The following is a 16,678-nucleotide window of genomic DNA, read 5'->3' on the forward strand; positions in this document are numbered from 1 at the left end:
CGTCAGGTTAATATCTCAGCCGGAGCTGGCTTTATTGTTGCGCTGACCGGAGAAATCATGAAAATGCCTGGTCTTCCTAAAGTACCAGCAGCAGAAAAAATTGATGTTGATGAAAACGGCGTAATTGCTGGTTTATTCTAGAAATAATCACTTTCTGTATCAAGAGGGTTCTTAAGAACCCTCTTGATAAGAGAATGTAAAAAATAACAATAAAAATTGAAGTGGAGTTAGTAAATGGAATTTGATGCAGTAGGAACTGACCTTGGTTCTATCTCGGAAAAAAAATGCACGGAATTTGTTGAAGCCCTGTACAGCAAGGCAGCGGTTCCAGGTGGTGGTGGTGCAGCCGCATTAGTCGGTGCAGTCGGAACGGCGCTGGCCGGAATGGTTGGAAACCTTACTACGGGAAAGAAAAAATATGCAGAATTCGAAGACGATATTCAGCGTATTTTGAAAGAAGCGCAAGTGCTTCAGGATCGTCTCTTAGCGATGATTGATGAAGACGCAAAAAACTTTTTACCGCTATCAAAGGCTTATGGTCTTCCCAAAGAAACCGAAGAAGAAAAGGCTTACAAAGAAAAAACCTTAGAAGAATGTACAAAGGTTGCCTGCAGTATTCCGCTTGAAATTGTTGAGGTATGTTACAAGGCAGTTTTATTACAGGAAGAACTGGTAGGAAAAGGTTCAGCGCTGGCAATCAGTGATGTTGCCTGCGGTGTTCAGTGTTTAAGAGCGGCCATGATCAGCGGTTGGGTGAATGTTTTAATTAATATTAAAACAATCAAAGACGCAGATTATGTAGCTGATGTTAATAATCGAGTCAAACCGATGCTGGACAAAGGCGTTGAAATCTGTGATCGTGTTTATGCAGATGTTGAAAAACAACTTTCATAAAAATTAATTAAAAATTTTGAACAAAGAGGAGAATTATAATTATGGCAGCAAAATTATTAAGCGGAAAAGAAGTTAGCGAGTCAATGCTGGCTGAAGTACTGAAAGATGCCAACGAACTAAAAGAAAAAGGCATTCAGGTAAAAATGGCAATCATGCGAGTTGGCGAAGATCCAGGTTCTATTTCTTATGAAAAGAGCATCATTACCAGAATGGGAAAATCAAATATCGAAGTTGAATCTGTTCAATTCCCAATCGATGTAACCGAAGCTGATTTCATTGCCAAACTTCAGGCAATCAACGAAGACAAAAATATTCACTCTGTGTTAATCTTCCAGCCGCTTCCAGATCAAATTGATGCTGAAAAAATCAAATATCTGTTAAGCCCTGAAAAAGATCCAGATGCCCTTAATCCAACAAACTTAGGTAAACTGATGATCGCAGACGAACGAGGATTCTTCCCATGTACAGCTGAAGGTGTTATGGAAATGTTCAAATTCTATAATATCGATGTTAAGGGTAAAGACGTTGTTGTTATCAATAACTCTAACGTGTTGGGAAAACCACTGACAATTATGTTAACAAACGAATTTGCGACCGTTACCATGTGTCATGTTCATACAAAATCGACAGCTTCCTTCACAAAAACTGCTGATATTGTCGTTACTGCTTGTGGTATTTATGGTCTGGTTCGTGCTGATATGTTAAGCGAAGATTGTATTTTAATCGACGTTGCAATGTCTCAGATGAAAGACGAAAACAAAGAATTTGTATTAAACGAAGAAGGCAAGAAAATCCGAGCTGGGGATGCTCATGTTGACTGTCTGGACAAGGTTGCCATGATTACTTCGGCAACACCAGGATGTGGCGGCGGAACAGGCCCAATTACAACAGCTTTACTGGCTAAACACGTTATCAAAGCTTGTAAAATGCAAAGCGGATTACTATAAAATCTGAAAAAACAAAGGAGGTATACAATTGGAGGATTACACGAAGTTTAAACTGAAAAGAAAGGAAGAGCTCGATGCGGTTTTGGCAGACAAGAATGACTTGTTTGTTGTAGCCTGTAACAAATGTTTCAAAGAACTCGATAGTTTTGATGAACCTGAATGCGGTCTTTTTGAAGAGATTGCCAAAGAACAGGGCAAAAATATCGTTGGCTCGGCACAAATTGATTTTCTGTGCAACGAACCATTAACATCGAAGGCCTTCCAGGATCTTATTCCCCAAGACGCCAAAAATGTATTTGTTATTTCATGTGGTTTGGGTATCCAGACCATGGCAGGATTGCTTGATATTCCGGTTTATGCCGGTAGCGACACTGTAACTGTTGATGGTTACCATGGAATGGCATTAACAACGACCTTATGTGAAGCATGTGGTCAGTGTTATCTGAACATGACCGGTGGGATCTGCCCAGTTGTAGACTGTTCAAAGAGCTTACTCAATGGCCAATGTGGTGGTGCTAAAAATGGCAAATGTGAAGTTGACAAAGAAATGGATTGCGGATGGCAGCTCATTTATGATCGCCTGGAAAAACAGGGACGTTTGCAGGAACTGTTGGATAAACCAGTGGAACTTCGGGATTATACCAAAGTTAATCATAAGTTCGTCAGCGAATATGTAAAATCAGTTCGTGAAGAACGATATGAAGGTTACTATGGTGGTATTCACCCAACCGAATTCAAAGAGCTGAGTGAACATATCGGACTGGTAGCATTCCCAGATCCAGTCAATGTGGTGATTCCCATGTCACAGCATGCTGGAGCTCCAGCAGAGCCAATTGTGAAAGTTGGCGATCAGGTAAAAATGGGTCAGAAAATTGCTCAGGCTGCTGGTGTTGTCAGTAGCGCCATTCACGCCAGCGTCAGCGGTACTGTTGTAGCGGTTGAACCGCGACGACATCCCGTGAGTGGACTGGATTCACTGGCGATTGTGATTCAATCAGATGGTAAAAATACTCTGGATGAATCCGTAAAACCAGCTGGTGACATTGACAGTTTATCTGCTGATGAAATTATTGAAATTGTCCGTGAAAAAGGAATTGTCGGTATGGGGGGAGCTGGATTCCCAACTGCCGTTAAACTTAAATCGCCAAAACCAATTGAACTGGTATTACTCAATGCCTGTGAATGCGAACCGATTTTAACTGCCGATCACCGAGTTCTGCTGGAATATGCTGATGAAGTGATTTATGGTTTAAAAGCGATGATGAAAGCTTCTGGCGCTCCAAAAGGTGTGATTGCCATTGAAGACAATAAATTGGATGCCGTTGAATTGATGCAGGCCAAAACTGCTGATATTGAAAACATCGAAATTGTTGTTGCTAAAACCAAATACCCACAAGGGGCTGAAAAAATGCTCATCAAACGGGTTATGGGCAAGCAAGTTCCAAGTGGTGGACTACCAATGGATGTTGGCGCAATCGTGTGTAATGTCAGTACCGCCAAAGCTGTATCTGATGCAATCCAGTTAGGAATGCCGCTCATTGAACGGGTTGTTACTGTCAGCGGTAACCGCATGAACAAACCAGGTAACTACTTAGTCAAGATTGGGACTTCTGTCAAAGATATCGTCAACTATTGCGGCGATGTCAAAGGCGATGATGTTACTGTTAAAATCGGTGGTCCAATGATGGGCTTCGCCCAGGCGGATCTCAATGTGCCGATGCTGAAATGTTCTAACGGAATTATTGCCGTTGAAACAATTGTTAAAGAAGCAGTTGAGTGTATCAAATGTGGTCGTTGTATGGATGTCTGTCCAATGGAATTGCGCCCACTGTATTTCACAAAATTCGCTTTAGAAGAAAACTGGGAAGGCATGAAAGCACAAAATACCATGGATTGTATTGAATGTGGATGTTGTGAATATATCTGTTCATCAAAGATTCCAATTGTTGAACGTATTAAAATCGGAAAAACTGCCATAAGGGAGGGTAAATAATATGCTGATTACCCAACTAAAATCACAAGAAGCAATCGAAGCGCTGGCTCAGGGAAAAACGGTAATCATCAACTGTCATGGCTGTAAGGAAGTCTATTTTGCAGAACATGAAGCGGATGCATTTCAAAAAGAACTGTCAGCCAACAAAGAAGTAACTCAGATCATCACCACCGATTACATCTGTAATCCGGATAATCTGAAGCTGCAATTAAAAAAACATACTGATGTCATCAATGCGGCTGATACCATTTTGGTATTCTCCTGTGGTGTTGGGATCCAGACTGTTGCTGCACTATTTGAAGGCAAAAAAGTCTATTCCTGCTGTGATACCTATCCATTGCCAGGATTCCAGGGCGTAACACCACTGAATGTCGATTGCGGACAATGTGGTGAGTGCTACCTCAATGGTACTGGTGGAATCTGTCCAATTACTGCATGCTCAAAGAGTCTGATCAACGGCCAATGTGGCGGTGCCAAAGAAGGTAAGTGTGAAGTTGATAAGAACATGGAATGCGGCTGGGAACGAATTTACAGAAAATTGGAGAAACTGGACAAACTGGATAACATGAAATATGACGCACCCAAAGTGCGCAACTATAACAATCCAAACGCAGAATAACCAATAATTTAAAAAGAGTAGGAGTAATTATAAATGAGAATAACTGAGCTGTTTGAACGTGGCGAGTTTGTATTAACTGCGGAAGTAGGACCTCCAAAAGGGGTTGAACTTGACCATTTAATTAAAGATGCCCATGAATATTTAAAAACCCGGGTTCATGCATTGAACGTAACAGATAACCAATCCTCAGTCATGAGAACTGGTTCACTGGCAACCTGTCGAGTTCTGAAGGATGAAGGGCTATTGCCTATCTTCCAGGTAACTTGTCGAGATCGAAATCGTATTGCCCTGCAGTCTGATATCTTAAGTGCAGCATTACTGGGTATTGAAAATTTACTGCTATTAACTGGAGATTACACAACATTGGGTGATCATCCTCAGGCAAAACCGGTTTTTGATTTAGATTCCGTGTCATTGATTCATGCAGTAAAAAGATTGGAAGAAGGTTTTGATATCGCTGGAAATGCGGTTGATGGGGCTCCTCCAAAATTTGCCAAAGGTGCCGTTGTATCACCATGTAGTGATTCAGTCGATGTTCAGTTGGCAAAAATGGAAGCAAAAGTAAAAGCTGGATGTGAATATTTCCAAACTCAGGGTGTTTATGAGCCAGAAAAATTCATCAAATTTATGGAACAAGCAAAACAATTTGGTGTACCTGTACAATTGGGTCTGATCATTCCTAAAAATGTCGGTATGTGCCGATATATGAATGCCAATGTAGCTGGTGTTCATGTTCCTGATGAAATGATTGCTGAATTACAGGCAGATAAAGAAAAAACCAAAGCTGGTGATACTGGTGTTGAAATCTGTGCCCGTCTGATCAGAGAATGTAAAGACTATGCTCAAGGTGTTCATATCATGTCATTAGGTTGGGAAAATAGAATTCCAGAAATTCTTGACTTAGCTGGTATTGCACCAATCACTCCAGTCGTTTAAGAACAAATTAAAACGGAATACCGGCCATGCCGGAGTTTCTAAAATGCTCCTCTTAAGGTGGGCGGTTTATCTAAGTAAACTGCTCATTTTAAGGAGAACGGTTTATTCAAATAGACTGTTCAACTGATGGAGGAGCTTTTATTTTGGTTGTAGCGGTATCAAAATTTATGATACCGGTAGGTTTACAGGTTGGTGAAAAATTGAAAATAGCAGCAATTGCAATAGCGGCAGCTAAATCTGAAGCTACGAATATGCGTTGCGACGTGTACGTAAACAAAAAGCATGTTAATTGATTGTCATGTTCATGTTGGGCTCGGTCAATTAAAAGGTTTGAAAAAATCTGATGTAGCTGATGAAGTCTCAGTTGAGGCGATAAAAGGACTAATTAAAAGCTATCAGAATAAAGGGGTACAGGCAATCCGTGATGGCGGGGATGGTTCGGGAATTGGAATAATTTTCAGAGATATTTCAAAAGATTCCGGTCTTATTTTTAAGACCCCCATCCATGCATTGTATAAAAAGGGCCATTATGGTGACTTTTTAGGCGACTCCGTGGATAATGTAAAAGATGGTATCAAAAAGATGAATCGTCTCATCAAAAAGAAACCAGATTTTATTAAAATTATTCTAACCGGCATCATGAGTTTTACCGATCTTGGTGCCTCAGGTCCGGTGGGGTTTTCTAAAAGTGAATGTTCGGAAATGATTGATCATGCCCATCAACAGGGTTTATCGGTCATGGTTCATGCCAACACCCCAGAGGGTATTATGATCGCTTTGACATCGGGGGCGGATACCATTGAGCACGGCTATGGAATTAATGATGACTGCCTTCATGCCATGCGTGAAAGTGGTACAATCTGGGTGCCGACTTTGGCACCTTTTGCCAATATCGCCAGATGCAACGAAAGTAGCCCGATGAAAAAATATCAAAAAGTATCGGAAGCATATTTTAGACAACATCAGTTGATGGTAAGAAAAGCGGATGCAATGGGTGTGAACATTGCATTAGGTAGTGACTCAGGAGCGACGTTAGTTCCCCTGGGACAAGGCACGTTAGATGAGCTTGCTTACTTAATTGACTGTGGATTGACCAAAGAAAAACTGGAAAACATTGGAAAATGGGTTATTGACCTCTAATTGTGAATGAGCTTAAGAGAATTCCTGAAAATTTTATTTACAGGGATTCTTTTTTTTGAGTTAATACAAATTAAGCGATAGAGGATGTTTTTTAAAAAAATATCAGGGTATAAATGTTTGATAATCTATTTAAATTTGGGTGGTGTGCATATGTTATACGAAAAATTTGTGGAGTGTCTGGAAAATGATGATAAACCCAATGCGGTACGGGTTGCCCTCGACGCTCTGGAAACCGGTAAGGTGGGAATTGTCGAGCTGTACACGGAGTTGTTAATTCCGGCTCAAAACAAAATGGAATTGGAAGAGCGAAGAGAATCGGTAGCGATCTGGAAAGAACATTTTAGAACTTCGGTGGTTCGAACGGTCATTGAGTACTGTTATCCCCGGGTCGTGAATGAAGGAATGCGCAACAGTTTCAAAAGCGGCCGGAAGAAAATTGTGGTTTTCTGTCCGTCCGAGGAATACCATGATATTGGGGCCCGGATGATTGCTGATTTTTTTATCTTATGTGGTCATCAGGTCTATTTTTTAGGTGGCAATACACCGCCAGCAGCGCTCCTGCAGGCAATGGTGCGGCTGCGCCCGGAGGCTATTGCCATGGGAGTCAGTAATTATTTTAATCTGGTTGCCGCCAAACGTACCATCGAAGATGTCCGAAAAATCATGGGAAGTGAAACCGCCATTATTTTAGGCGGTGCGGCATTTAAAGATAATTTGACGGTGGTAAAAGAAATCGGTGGGAATTATTATGTCGATGGCTATGACGCTGTGGTAAGGATCTCAGAAGGGTGGGAAAATTATGAAACTGGCATTTGATATCGCCCTTCGATTTTTGAAATCCAGTAAGGGACAGACGGCACTAATTGTATTGGGCATCGCCATTGGAGTGTCGGTTCAGATATTTATTGGTTCGTTGATCACCGGCCTCCAAAAAAGCCTGGTCGACAAAACGGTGGGCAGTGCTCCTCAAATTACCGTTTCACCACAGGAAGATGGCGCTTATATTTTGGATTCTCAGGCAGAAGCGAAAACCATCAAAGCTACTAATCCTGAAGAAATAAAAAATCTGGTGGCAGTTACGCAGGGGCCAGCTATTCTAAACACAGCCGATGAGTCTGCTACGATTCTCCTCCGTGGGTTTGACTGGAAAGCAGCTCAGGGAATCTATAAAATATCAGATCGGATTGTCAAAGGGGAGCTGGCAACCAATGACAATGAAATCATAATTGGAGAGGATTTTGCAAAAAATTTGAATTTGAGCGTCGGAGATACAATTGAATTGATCACCCCCGCCAGAAAAACCGGTAAATTTCTGATCACAGGAATATTTGATTTGCAGGTAAAATCGTTAAATGAATCATGGATTTTGAGTAATGATCGTGCGGTTCAGGAATTTCTGGAAACGGGCGAAGGTGTTTCACAGATCGAAATGCAGGTAAACGATGTATTTGCTGCCGATGAAGTGGCCGGAGAGATTGAGAAACGCTTAAATGAAGACACCTTAGTGGTGACAAACTGGAAAGAAGAAAATGCTGCTTTATTATCCGGTCTTTCTGGGCAAACCGCGTCAAGTCTGATGATCCAGGTTTTTGTGATGATTTCGGTTGTTTTGGGAATCGCCAGTGTATTGGCAATCAGTGTGGTTCAAAAATCCAAGCAGATTGGGATCTTAAAGGCAATGGGAATGCATAATCCGAAAGCCAGCCTGGTTTTTTTGTTTCAAGGATTTTTGCTTGGTGTTCTGGGAGCGCTTGTGGGCGTTGGTCTGGGAATTGGCCTAAGCTGGTCTTTTGCCACCTTTGTTACCAATCCCGATGGGTCATCCCTGGTGCCCTTTTTTATTGACTGGAATTTCAGCGGGGATTGCTGTCGCAGCTTCCACTCTGGCAGCCTTGATTCCAGCTATTCGCGTATCCAAACTTGATCCCATGGAGGTAATTAAAAATGGATAATTATGTGGTTGAAGTCAAAGGTGTAAATAAAGTTTATGGCAAAACAATTAAAACGGTGGCATTACACGAATTGAATCTGGGTTTTAAAACGGGGTCGTTTAATGCCATTATTGGCGAGTCAGGCAGTGGTAAAAGCACCCTTCTCAATATTTTGGGGACCCTGGATCGCCCGACTAAAGGGGATGTGATTATCAATGGGGTATCCACCAAAAACATGTCTAAAGGACGTTTGAGTGATTTGCGCAATGAAACCCTGGGTTTTGTTTTCCAGTTTCATTATCTGCTGCCGGAGTTTACCGCTCTGGAAAATGTGCTGATGCCCTATCGGATTGCCAATGGAAAGGCGGGTAAAAAGAGTCGGGATAGAGCCCGGGAAATACTGAATCTGGTGGGACTTGAAAAGGTGGAAAATAATCTGGCAACCAATATGTCAGGAGGTCAGCAGCAACGGACGGCCATTGCAAGAGCGCTGATGAATCAGCCGAAAATTATTCTGGCCGATGAACCCACTGGAAACCTGGATTCCCAGACAACCGACAGCATTTATCAACTTTTTCGGAAAATCAACCAGGAACTGGGAACCACCTTCATTATTATCACCCATGATCGACGGGTTGCTGAAAAAGCAGACCGCATTGTCGAAATTCTGGATGGCCGTATTTCATTGGACATTGTCAAATGATCGGAGTATTCTGGATTTGTCAGGAGTAATTGGAAGAGTGAGGATTATTAACGTGTTCATTGATTTTGTTAATTATTACTGGTAATCATGTCAGTCATCGTATAAAATAGGAAGATAGACATTTTGCGCTTAAAGTAGGGGAGAATCAATGAAGAAAATTATGATTGTTCGGCCCAATGACTTTGTGGATATTTCAATGGAAATTCCCGGAATTATGACGGACGTAAAATATTATACCGGCGATAACTTCGTGGGTGAAAGAATTGACGGTTATGAAGCACCAATCATTTTATTGACTGAAAAAGCCGTAGTCGCACTGGGGCGGGTTCAGAAACAACTGCTGGAAGAAGGATTTGGATTAAAAGTGTTTGATGGATATCGACCCAAACGGGCAGTGGATCATTTTGTTCGCTGGGGAAAAATGGAAGAGGATAATAAAACGAAAAACACTTATTACCCCCAAAAAACCCGGCAGGAAGTTTTTGAGGGTGGATTTATCGCCGCAGAATCTTCTCATACCCGGGGCAGCACCGTGGATCTGACAGTGGTCAATATTGAAACAGGGGTTGAAATTGATATGGGAGGAATTTTTGATTTCTTCTCGGAAGTCTCCTACAGCGATTATGACCATCTGACCCTGGAGCAAAGTAAAAATCGGGTTCAGCTTCGTTATCTGATGCGTTCAGAAGGATTTGAACCGATGCAGCAGGAGTGGTGGCATTTTACCTTAACTGACGAACCGTATCCTGAAACCTATTTCGACTTTCCGATTCAAGGCTGATGTTTTGAAGAATTATCAATTATGCGGTTCAAACTATTAAAGGTGCTTTATTAGCTGGAAATAGTGCATTTTATTAATGAAAACTATAAGAAATGTGATATAATAATAAAATTAGATAAAAATATGATACGATCAGGAAAGAAGAAAAAAATGAGAAAAAGAAATAAAACACTCTTGATTGGATTAGGGGTGTTATTAGTTATTTTCGCCGTTTTATTATCGCTGAACCAATTTTATATTGATTATCTTTGGTTTGTGGAGATGGGGTATACTGAGATTTTCTTTAAGGAACTGGTGACGAAAACACAAATCGGCATTCCGATCTTTATTGGTTTGGTATTGGTTTTGTTTTTTTATTTAAAGTTGCTTAACCGCATTTCAGCAAAGTACTTAGGGAGTGTTCAGAAAGCGACGAAAAAGCAAAATATCGTCGCCATTAGTGTGAGTGGTGTGGTTGCTTTTTTTCTGACCATTCTAATCTCAGACCGCTTATGGTACCAAATACTCGAATTTATTAATCAGACCCAATTTAATTTGACCGATCCTATTTTCAATCAGGATCTGGCTCTTTATTTTTTTGGATTGCCATTATATCAGGAAGTTTTTGCTATTTTTATCGGTTTCTTTGCGGTCATTGTCGTCTTGACATTTTTATATACGGCCTATATTCTTTATCAGGGAAAAAAAATTGAGTTTAACCGCGAACAAGATCTTGAATCCATTAAAGTCAATGCAAAGGGGATATTCAAATCCTATCTCGAGATTGCATCGAAACAGATTGGCATTTTTTTAGGAGTGCTTTTTTTAATCCTGTCGATTGGTAGCCTGTTAGAAGCATTTCAACTGCTGTATTCAACCTCAGGAATTGTCTTTGGAGCCGGTGCGGCAGATATTGATGTCGGACTGAAGGTCATCATTATTAAAGCAGTTTTATGCCTGGTATTGGCAGTGACTTCCATTGTTGCCGGGTATCAGAAAAAATATCTTGTCATGGGGGCTGGTCCGGTTCTGTTCGCGGTGGTGGTTATTCTTGGCGGTGCGGCCCAGGGGATTTATGAATCACTGATTGTTATTCCAAATCAGTTTACAAAAGAAGAAGCGTATATTACCAATAACATTGAATATACCCAGCAGGCCTATGATTTAGCCAATGTTGAAACCCGTGAGTTTTCAGGAACGCAGGAAATAACGGCCAAAGATATTAAAGAAAACAAGATTACCATCGATAATATAACCATCAACGATCAAATACCGACCCAGGAGATGTATAATTCCCTCCAGGGAATCCGAAACTACTATCAGTTTTATGATGTCGATGTGGATCGTTATTTTGTTAATGGGGTTTATACTCAGGTATTCCTGGGTGCTCGGGAAATGAATAATACGTTACTCCCTGCAGAAGCGAAGACTTGGGTCAATCAGCATTTGAAGTATACCCACGGCTTTGGCGTGGCGGTATCTCCGGTCAACAAAACCAACAATGTTGGACAACCGGATCTGATTGTTAAAGATATTCCGCCGGTGACGGATGTCAGTGAACTGGTAATAGAGGAACCGCGGATTTATTTTGGTGAAAATGACTACGGCTATGTCGTCACCAACTGTACCACTGCCGAGTTTGATTATCCCCAGGGTGATAATAACCAGGAAGTTACCTATACCGGGACGGCGGGCATACCAATGACCTTTTTCAATAAGTTGGCATTTGCCCTCTATCATGGTTCGTCAGAATTGCTTTTGGCAAATGAAATTACGGGCGACAGTAAGATGCTGATCCACCGCAATATTTCAGAACGTGTCGCAACAATTGCGCCATTTTTAAGCTATGAACATGATCCCTATATGGTAATCTCCGAAGGCCGACTCTATTGGATCGTCGATGCCTTCACCACCAGCGATCGCTATCCCTATTCGCAACCCTATGATGGTGCTGGCAATAATTATGTCCGTAACTCTGTGAAGGTCGTTGTTGACGCTTATAATGGCGATGTGACCTTCTATAAAGTTGATGATGAACCAGTGTTGGAAACTTACAGTAAAATATTTCCGGGATTTTTGAAAGATCTATCAGAAATGCCGGAGGGCATTAAACAACACCTGCGCTATTCAAAAACGATGTTTGACATTCAATCGGATATTTACAAAACCTACCATATGTCAAACGCCAGGGTCTTCTATAACAAGGAAGATCAATGGGAAACGGCGACTCAGTTTTATGAAACCGAGAAAGCAGAGGTTCCGGTCGAATCGGCTTACACCATCATGGAGCTTCCGGATCGTCAGCCTGAATTCATGCTGACCGTTCCCTTTACACCCAAGGATAAGGATAACATGATTGCCTGGTTGGCCGGAGTATCAGACGGGCCGGGTTATGGGCAGTTGATTTTATATGAGTTCCCCAAACAACAGCTGATTTATGGCCCAATGCAAATTGAACAGCGGATCGATCAGGATACGATCATTTCGCCGCAATTAACCTTACTGGGCCAACAGGGATCCCGGGTGTTACGGGGAAATCTGATGTCGATTCCCATTGAAAATGCAATTATCTATGTGGAACCGATTTACATTCAAGCGGTTGGTGGTGAAAACAATCTGCCAGAATTAAAAAAAGTTGTGGTCTCATACCAGAATGAAATTGTTATGGCAGACTCGCTGGAGTTGGCGCTGGCCCAGGTTTTTGACATACAGGAACTGCTTAGCACCGCAATACCAACGCAAAGTACGGGTAGTACAGCAACCACAGCAGAATTAATTACCAAAGCAAATGCTTTGTTTAAAGAAGCTCAAGAAGCTCAAAAGGCTGGTAATTGGGCGGGATATGGACAAAAAATAAATGAGTTGGAACAGGTTCTGGCTCAACTTTCGCAACTTTCTGGGGCAACTCAGTAGGATAAGATCATAAGAAATTAAAAGCAGGAGGAAAAAATGCTCGATATAAAGCGCATCAGAGAAAACAAGGAAGAAGTCCAGGCAGGTCTGGACAAACGAGGTCAATATGATCTCAGTGTGATTACCACTTTGGACGAAAAGCGTCGGGAGACATTGGGCCAGGTTGAAGAAATGAAGAGCCGCCAGAATATTGTGAACAAACAAATTCCGGTTTTAAAGAAAGAAAACAAGGATTGTACCGAAATTTTTGCCGAAATGAAGGAGCTGGCCAATAAAATTAAGGATCTGGATGCAGCAGTCAAAACAATTGACGAAGAAATCAAAATGCAGCTGCTGAATTTCCCCAATATTCCCAACCCGCAAGTTAAGGTTGGGAAGGATGATACCGATAATCTGGAAATCAGAAAATGGGGCGAACCCCGAACATTTGATTTTGAGATCAAAGCGCATTGGGACATTGGAGTGGATCTGGACATTCTGGATTTTGAACGGGCGGTCAAAATTACCGGTGCTCGTTTCAGTATGTTCAAAGGTGATGGGGCACGATTGCAACGAGCGCTGATTAACTTTATGCTGCACACCCACTGTGATGAGCATCATTATACTGAAATTTCCCCACCATTTATGGTAAATCGGGAAAGTATGACCGGGACTGGACAGCTGCCCAAGTTTGAAGAGGATGCTTTTCATTTGCCAAGTAAGGACTTTTTTCTGGTGCCAACCGCAGAGGTGCCGGTAACCAATATCTATCGTGATGAAATTCTGACAGAAGAAGAACTGCCCAAGTATTTTACCGCCTACACCCCTTGTTTCAGACAAGAAGCGGGATCAGCCGGTCGTGATACCCGGGGGTTAATCCGTAATCATCAGTTTGATAAGGTGGAAATGGTTAAATTTGTTCATCCAGATCGCTCCTATGAAGAACTGGAATCATTAACAAATAATGCTGAACGGATTTTGCAATTACTGGAGATCCCTTATCGGGTAGTTGAACTATGCACTGGCGATCTGGGCTTCAGCTCGGCAAAAACCTATGATATTGAAGTGTGGATGCCAAGTTATAACCGTTATGTCGAAATTAGCTCCTGTTCAAATTTTGAAGACTACCAGGCCCGGCGGGCAAACATACGCTTTAGAGATGGCGAAACCAGGAAAACCCGCTTTTTACATACCCTTAATGGTTCAGGATTGGCTGTGGGGAGAACCTTTGCCGCTATTTTAGAAAATTACCAGCAGGCTGATGGTTCGGTTATGGTTCCCGAAAAACTTGTTCATTATATGTGGGGAAAAACGGTAATTGGCAAGTAAGTAAAAGTTAATTTAGATAAAAATTAAAAAATAAATGACACTTGTGATTGAGAATAAAGATCGTGTCAGATGGAGGAAATAATGAGTATGAATGCAAAAGAGTTAGTTATCACCGAGGATGGTTTTAACAACATAAAGAAGGAATTGGAATATCTAAAAACGGTAAAGCGTCATGAAGTCGCAGACCGAATTAAAACAGCCCGAGAGTTCGGAGATTTAAGTGAAAATGCCGAATATGATGAAGCGAAAAATGAACAGGGTTTTGTAGAAGGCCGAATTTCAGAACTGGAGCACAAGCTTAAAATTGCGGTAGTCATTGACGATAAGGATATTCATACCGAAGATGTTGGTGTTGGAAGTATCGTAAAAATTAAAAATCCGTTATTGGACTTTGTCGCAGAATATAAAATTGTTGGATCAGCAGAGTCCGATCCTAAAAACAACCGTATTTCAAATGAGTCTCCGATCGGTTCGGCACTGCTGGGAGCAAAGGTTGGCGATACCGTAAAGGTTCAGATTCCTGACGGCGAAGCAGCATATCAGATTTTAGAAATACGAAGATAGAGGAGTAGACATTGACAACAGAAAACCTAAGTGAACTTCTGGAAATAAGAAGAGATAAATTAAAAAACTTACAGGATGCCGGGAAGAATCCCTTTGAACAAACCAGTTTTAATGTGAGTGCTCATGCTAAAAAAGTAGAAGCCGCATATGATGACTATGAAGAAAAAGAAGTAACCATGGCAGGACGGATCATGTCCAAACGGGGCCAGGGAAAAGTGTCTTTTTATGATCTTCAGGATTCTACCGGGAGAATTCAGTTATTTCTGAAAAAAGACGCCCTGCCAGACATTTATGACGAAATTAAAACCTATGACATTGGCGACATTGTTGGTGTTAAAGGCGAAATTTTCAAAACAAAAATGGGTCAGATTTCGGTAAGGGTTTCCGAACTGACACTGCTGAGCAAATCACTACAGATTCTGCCGGAAAAATATCACGGTCTCAAAGATATGGAACTGCGTTACCGCCAGCGTTATGTGGATCTGATTGTAAATCCGGAAGTTAAGGATGTATTTCAGAAACGTTCGCTGATTATGCGAAAGATTCGAGAATTTTATGACTCCCGTGATTTCATTGAAGTGGAAACACCGGTTCTTTCCAATCTGGCTGGCGGGGCCAACGCCAGACCCTTTATTACCCACCACAATGCTCTGGATATCACGTTATATTGTCGGATTGCCCTGGAGTTGCCACTTAAACGACTAATCGTAGGCGGTTTTGATAAGGTTTATGAAATGAGTCGGGTTTTTAGAAACGAAGGCATGGATGCCACCCACAACCCGGAATTCACACTGCTGGAATCTTATGAGGCATATGCCAATTATGATGATCTCATGAAAATGATTGAAGAACTTTACAGTTTTTTGGCTAAAGAAGTTAATCAATCAGAAACTGTTATTTACGGCGATAAGGAAATCAGTTTAGCAGCACCGTTTAAACGGGCACGAATGGTTGACTTAGTTAAGGAGCACACCAATGTGGACTTTGATGTGATGACTGATGTTGAAGTGGCCCTAGCCGCTGCCAAAGAACTGCATGTGGATGTGGATGGAAAAAACAGTGTTGGTGAAATTATGGCTGAAGTCTTTGACGAATTCGTGGAAGATAAACTGATCCAACCAACCTTTGTAACCATGCATCCGGTCGAAATTTCGCCACTGGCCAAGAAAGACCCCAAAGACCCACGCTACACCGAACGATTTGAACTTTACATTAACGGCGCCGAATGTGCTAATGCATTTTCTGAACTCAATGACCCCATTGATCAGAAAGAACGGTTTATGTCCCAGGTTCAGAAGAAAACCGACGGTGACGATGAAGCGCATCCTTTTGATGCCGACTTTATTAATGCCCTGGAAGTCGGTCTGCCACCTACTGGCGGTTTAGGGATTGGAATTGATCGATTGGTTATGTTATTCACCAATCAACATAGTATCAGAGATGTTATTCTTTTCCCGACAATGAAACCCATTGACTGATCATTAAATGTAGAAGGAGCTTAAGGCTTAGTGTTTTAAGCTCCTTTATTTTGAAAAGAAGAATAAATAAAATAATAAAATATTTGATTTTTGCGTTTATATTATAAATATAAGGGTAAATAAACAAGACGTCCCAGAAAAACAGTTAATTAAGCACACTTGAAACCTGCTGATAAGCCGATAATAGCGAATTTAGGAGGTGGCGGAAGAAAGTTTTAAAAAACTTTCAAAAACCAGTTGACAGGATGGTGAAAAGAGCGTATACTAATGAAGTTGTCTCGAGTGAGGCAGCGGGCACAGCTGAAACATTGAAATGAACAAAAAAGAATTTCAAAAAACAGCTTGACAACATGAAGAAACAACGATATAATAGAAAAGCTTCTTCGGTCGGAAACGATTGCAGAACGGCGGTCATAGAAAAGAGAATAGTACCATAAAACCTGTAAAACAGCCAAAACATCCGCGAGGATGAATGCGGCTAAATAGAAACAG

15 protein-coding genes are annotated in these 16,678 nt (G+C 41.4%); all 15 read left to right on the top strand.

Features of this window, described 5'->3' with window-relative positions; all coding sequences use genetic code 11:
• Nucleotides 1-141, top strand: a 141-nt coding sequence (locus B3F51_RS05180) for a formate--tetrahydrofolate ligase (protein ID WP_286945478.1), incomplete at its 5' end; no start/stop codon positions are given.
• Between the two features lie 93 nt (nt 142-234).
• On the top strand, nt 235-894 hold the full coding sequence (locus B3F51_RS05185) for a cyclodeaminase/cyclohydrolase family protein (RefSeq protein WP_070372694.1): 660 nt from the start codon (nt 235-237) through the stop codon (nt 892-894).
• A gap of 41 nt (nt 895-935) precedes the next feature.
• On the top strand, nt 936-1,841 hold the full coding sequence (locus tag B3F51_RS05190) for a bifunctional 5,10-methylenetetrahydrofolate dehydrogenase/5,10-methenyltetrahydrofolate cyclohydrolase (RefSeq protein WP_070372693.1): 906 nt from the start codon (nt 936-938) through the stop codon (nt 1,839-1,841).
• Nucleotides 1,842-1,869: 28 nt separating this feature from the next.
• Nucleotides 1,870-3,834 (top strand): electron transport complex subunit RsxC, encoded by a 1,965-nt coding sequence (rsxC, locus tag B3F51_RS05195; protein ID WP_286945883.1) that lies wholly within the window; start codon nt 1,870-1,872, stop codon nt 3,832-3,834.
• Nucleotide 3,835: 1 nt separating this feature from the next.
• The gene (locus tag B3F51_RS05200) at nt 3,836-4,453 is read left to right on the top strand and encodes a methylenetetrahydrofolate reductase C-terminal domain-containing protein (protein ID WP_070372692.1); all 618 of its coding nucleotides are present in this window, start codon (nt 3,836-3,838) and stop codon (nt 4,451-4,453) included.
• A gap of 33 nt (nt 4,454-4,486) precedes the next feature.
• Nucleotides 4,487-5,389 carry a methylenetetrahydrofolate reductase gene (locus tag B3F51_RS05205; protein WP_070372691.1) on the top strand — a complete coding sequence of 301 codons (903 nt, stop codon included), beginning with the start codon at nt 4,487-4,489 and terminating at the stop codon, nt 5,387-5,389.
• Between the two features lie 282 nt (nt 5,390-5,671).
• Entirely contained in the window at nt 5,672-6,529 is an 858-nt protein-coding gene (locus tag B3F51_RS05210) for an amidohydrolase family protein (protein WP_070372690.1), read from the top strand.
• A 150-nt stretch (nt 6,530-6,679) separates the two neighbouring features.
• Nucleotides 6,680-7,345: a cobalamin B12-binding domain-containing protein gene (locus B3F51_RS05215; protein ID WP_070372689.1), complete on the top strand. Its 666-nt coding sequence runs from the start codon at nt 6,680-6,682 to the stop codon at nt 7,343-7,345.
• Nucleotides 7,329-8,453: an ABC transporter permease gene (locus B3F51_RS05220; protein ID WP_286945885.1), complete on the top strand. Its 1,125-nt coding sequence runs from the start codon at nt 7,329-7,331 to the stop codon at nt 8,451-8,453. Before B3F51_RS05215 ends, B3F51_RS05220 begins: the two co-directional genes overlap by 17 nt.
• A gap of 20 nt (nt 8,454-8,473) precedes the next feature.
• Nucleotides 8,474-9,163, top strand: coding sequence for an ABC transporter ATP-binding protein (locus B3F51_RS05225; protein ID WP_250933562.1), 690 nt, complete (start codon nt 8,474-8,476; stop codon nt 9,161-9,163).
• Nucleotides 9,164-9,311: 148 nt separating this feature from the next.
• Nucleotides 9,312-9,944: a M15 family metallopeptidase gene (locus tag B3F51_RS05230; protein ID WP_084633809.1), complete on the top strand. Its 633-nt coding sequence runs from the start codon at nt 9,312-9,314 to the stop codon at nt 9,942-9,944.
• Between the two features lie 150 nt (nt 9,945-10,094).
• A complete protein-coding gene (locus B3F51_RS05235) occupies nt 10,095-12,836 on the top strand; it encodes a UPF0182 family protein (protein WP_070372686.1) in 2,742 nt (913 codons plus the stop codon).
• Nucleotides 12,837-12,872: 36 nt separating this feature from the next.
• Nucleotides 12,873-14,144 (top strand): serine--tRNA ligase, encoded by a 1,272-nt coding sequence (gene serS / locus B3F51_RS05240; protein WP_286945887.1) that lies wholly within the window; start codon nt 12,873-12,875, stop codon nt 14,142-14,144.
• An 81-nt stretch (nt 14,145-14,225) separates the two neighbouring features.
• Entirely contained in the window at nt 14,226-14,708 is a 483-nt protein-coding gene (gene greA / locus B3F51_RS05245) for a transcription elongation factor GreA (protein ID WP_070372684.1), read from the top strand.
• A gap of 11 nt (nt 14,709-14,719) precedes the next feature.
• Nucleotides 14,720-16,186, top strand: a complete 1,467-nt coding sequence (lysS, locus tag B3F51_RS05250; RefSeq protein WP_250933556.1) for a lysine--tRNA ligase — start codon at nt 14,720-14,722, stop codon at nt 16,184-16,186.
• The last annotated feature ends 492 nt before the right edge of the window (nt 16,187-16,678 follow it).

Source organism: Acetobacterium sp. UBA5834 (assembly GCF_002435675.1).
Lineage (GTDB): Bacteria > Bacillota > Clostridia > Eubacteriales > Eubacteriaceae > Acetobacterium > Acetobacterium wieringae.

Excerpts from the sequence above, each read along its gene's own strand:
- B3F51_RS05190 (WP_070372693.1), top strand. The coding sequence starts at position 936 with ATGGCAGCAAAATTATTAAGCGGAAAAGAAGTTAGCGAGTCAATGCTG.
- B3F51_RS05235 (WP_070372686.1), top strand. The coding sequence starts at position 10,095 with ATGAGAAAAAGAAATAAAACACTCTTGATTGGATTAGGGGTGTTATTA.
- B3F51_RS05215 (WP_070372689.1), top strand. The coding sequence starts at position 6,680 with ATGTTATACGAAAAATTTGTGGAGTGTCTGGAAAATGATGATAAACCC.
- B3F51_RS05205 (WP_070372691.1), top strand. The coding sequence starts at position 4,487 with ATGAGAATAACTGAGCTGTTTGAACGTGGCGAGTTTGTATTAACTGCG.
- B3F51_RS05230 (WP_084633809.1), top strand. The coding sequence starts at position 9,312 with ATGAAGAAAATTATGATTGTTCGGCCCAATGACTTTGTGGATATTTCA.
- B3F51_RS05185 (WP_070372694.1), top strand. The coding sequence starts at position 235 with ATGGAATTTGATGCAGTAGGAACTGACCTTGGTTCTATCTCGGAAAAA.
- B3F51_RS05225 (WP_250933562.1), top strand. The coding sequence starts at position 8,474 with ATGGATAATTATGTGGTTGAAGTCAAAGGTGTAAATAAAGTTTATGGC.
- B3F51_RS05220 (WP_286945885.1), top strand. The coding sequence starts at position 7,329 with ATGAAACTGGCATTTGATATCGCCCTTCGATTTTTGAAATCCAGTAAG.
- B3F51_RS05200 (WP_070372692.1), top strand. The coding sequence starts at position 3,836 with ATGCTGATTACCCAACTAAAATCACAAGAAGCAATCGAAGCGCTGGCT.
- greA (WP_070372684.1), top strand. The coding sequence starts at position 14,226 with ATGAGTATGAATGCAAAAGAGTTAGTTATCACCGAGGATGGTTTTAAC.
- B3F51_RS05210 (WP_070372690.1), top strand. The coding sequence starts at position 5,672 with ATGTTAATTGATTGTCATGTTCATGTTGGGCTCGGTCAATTAAAAGGT.
- serS (WP_286945887.1), top strand. The coding sequence starts at position 12,873 with ATGCTCGATATAAAGCGCATCAGAGAAAACAAGGAAGAAGTCCAGGCA.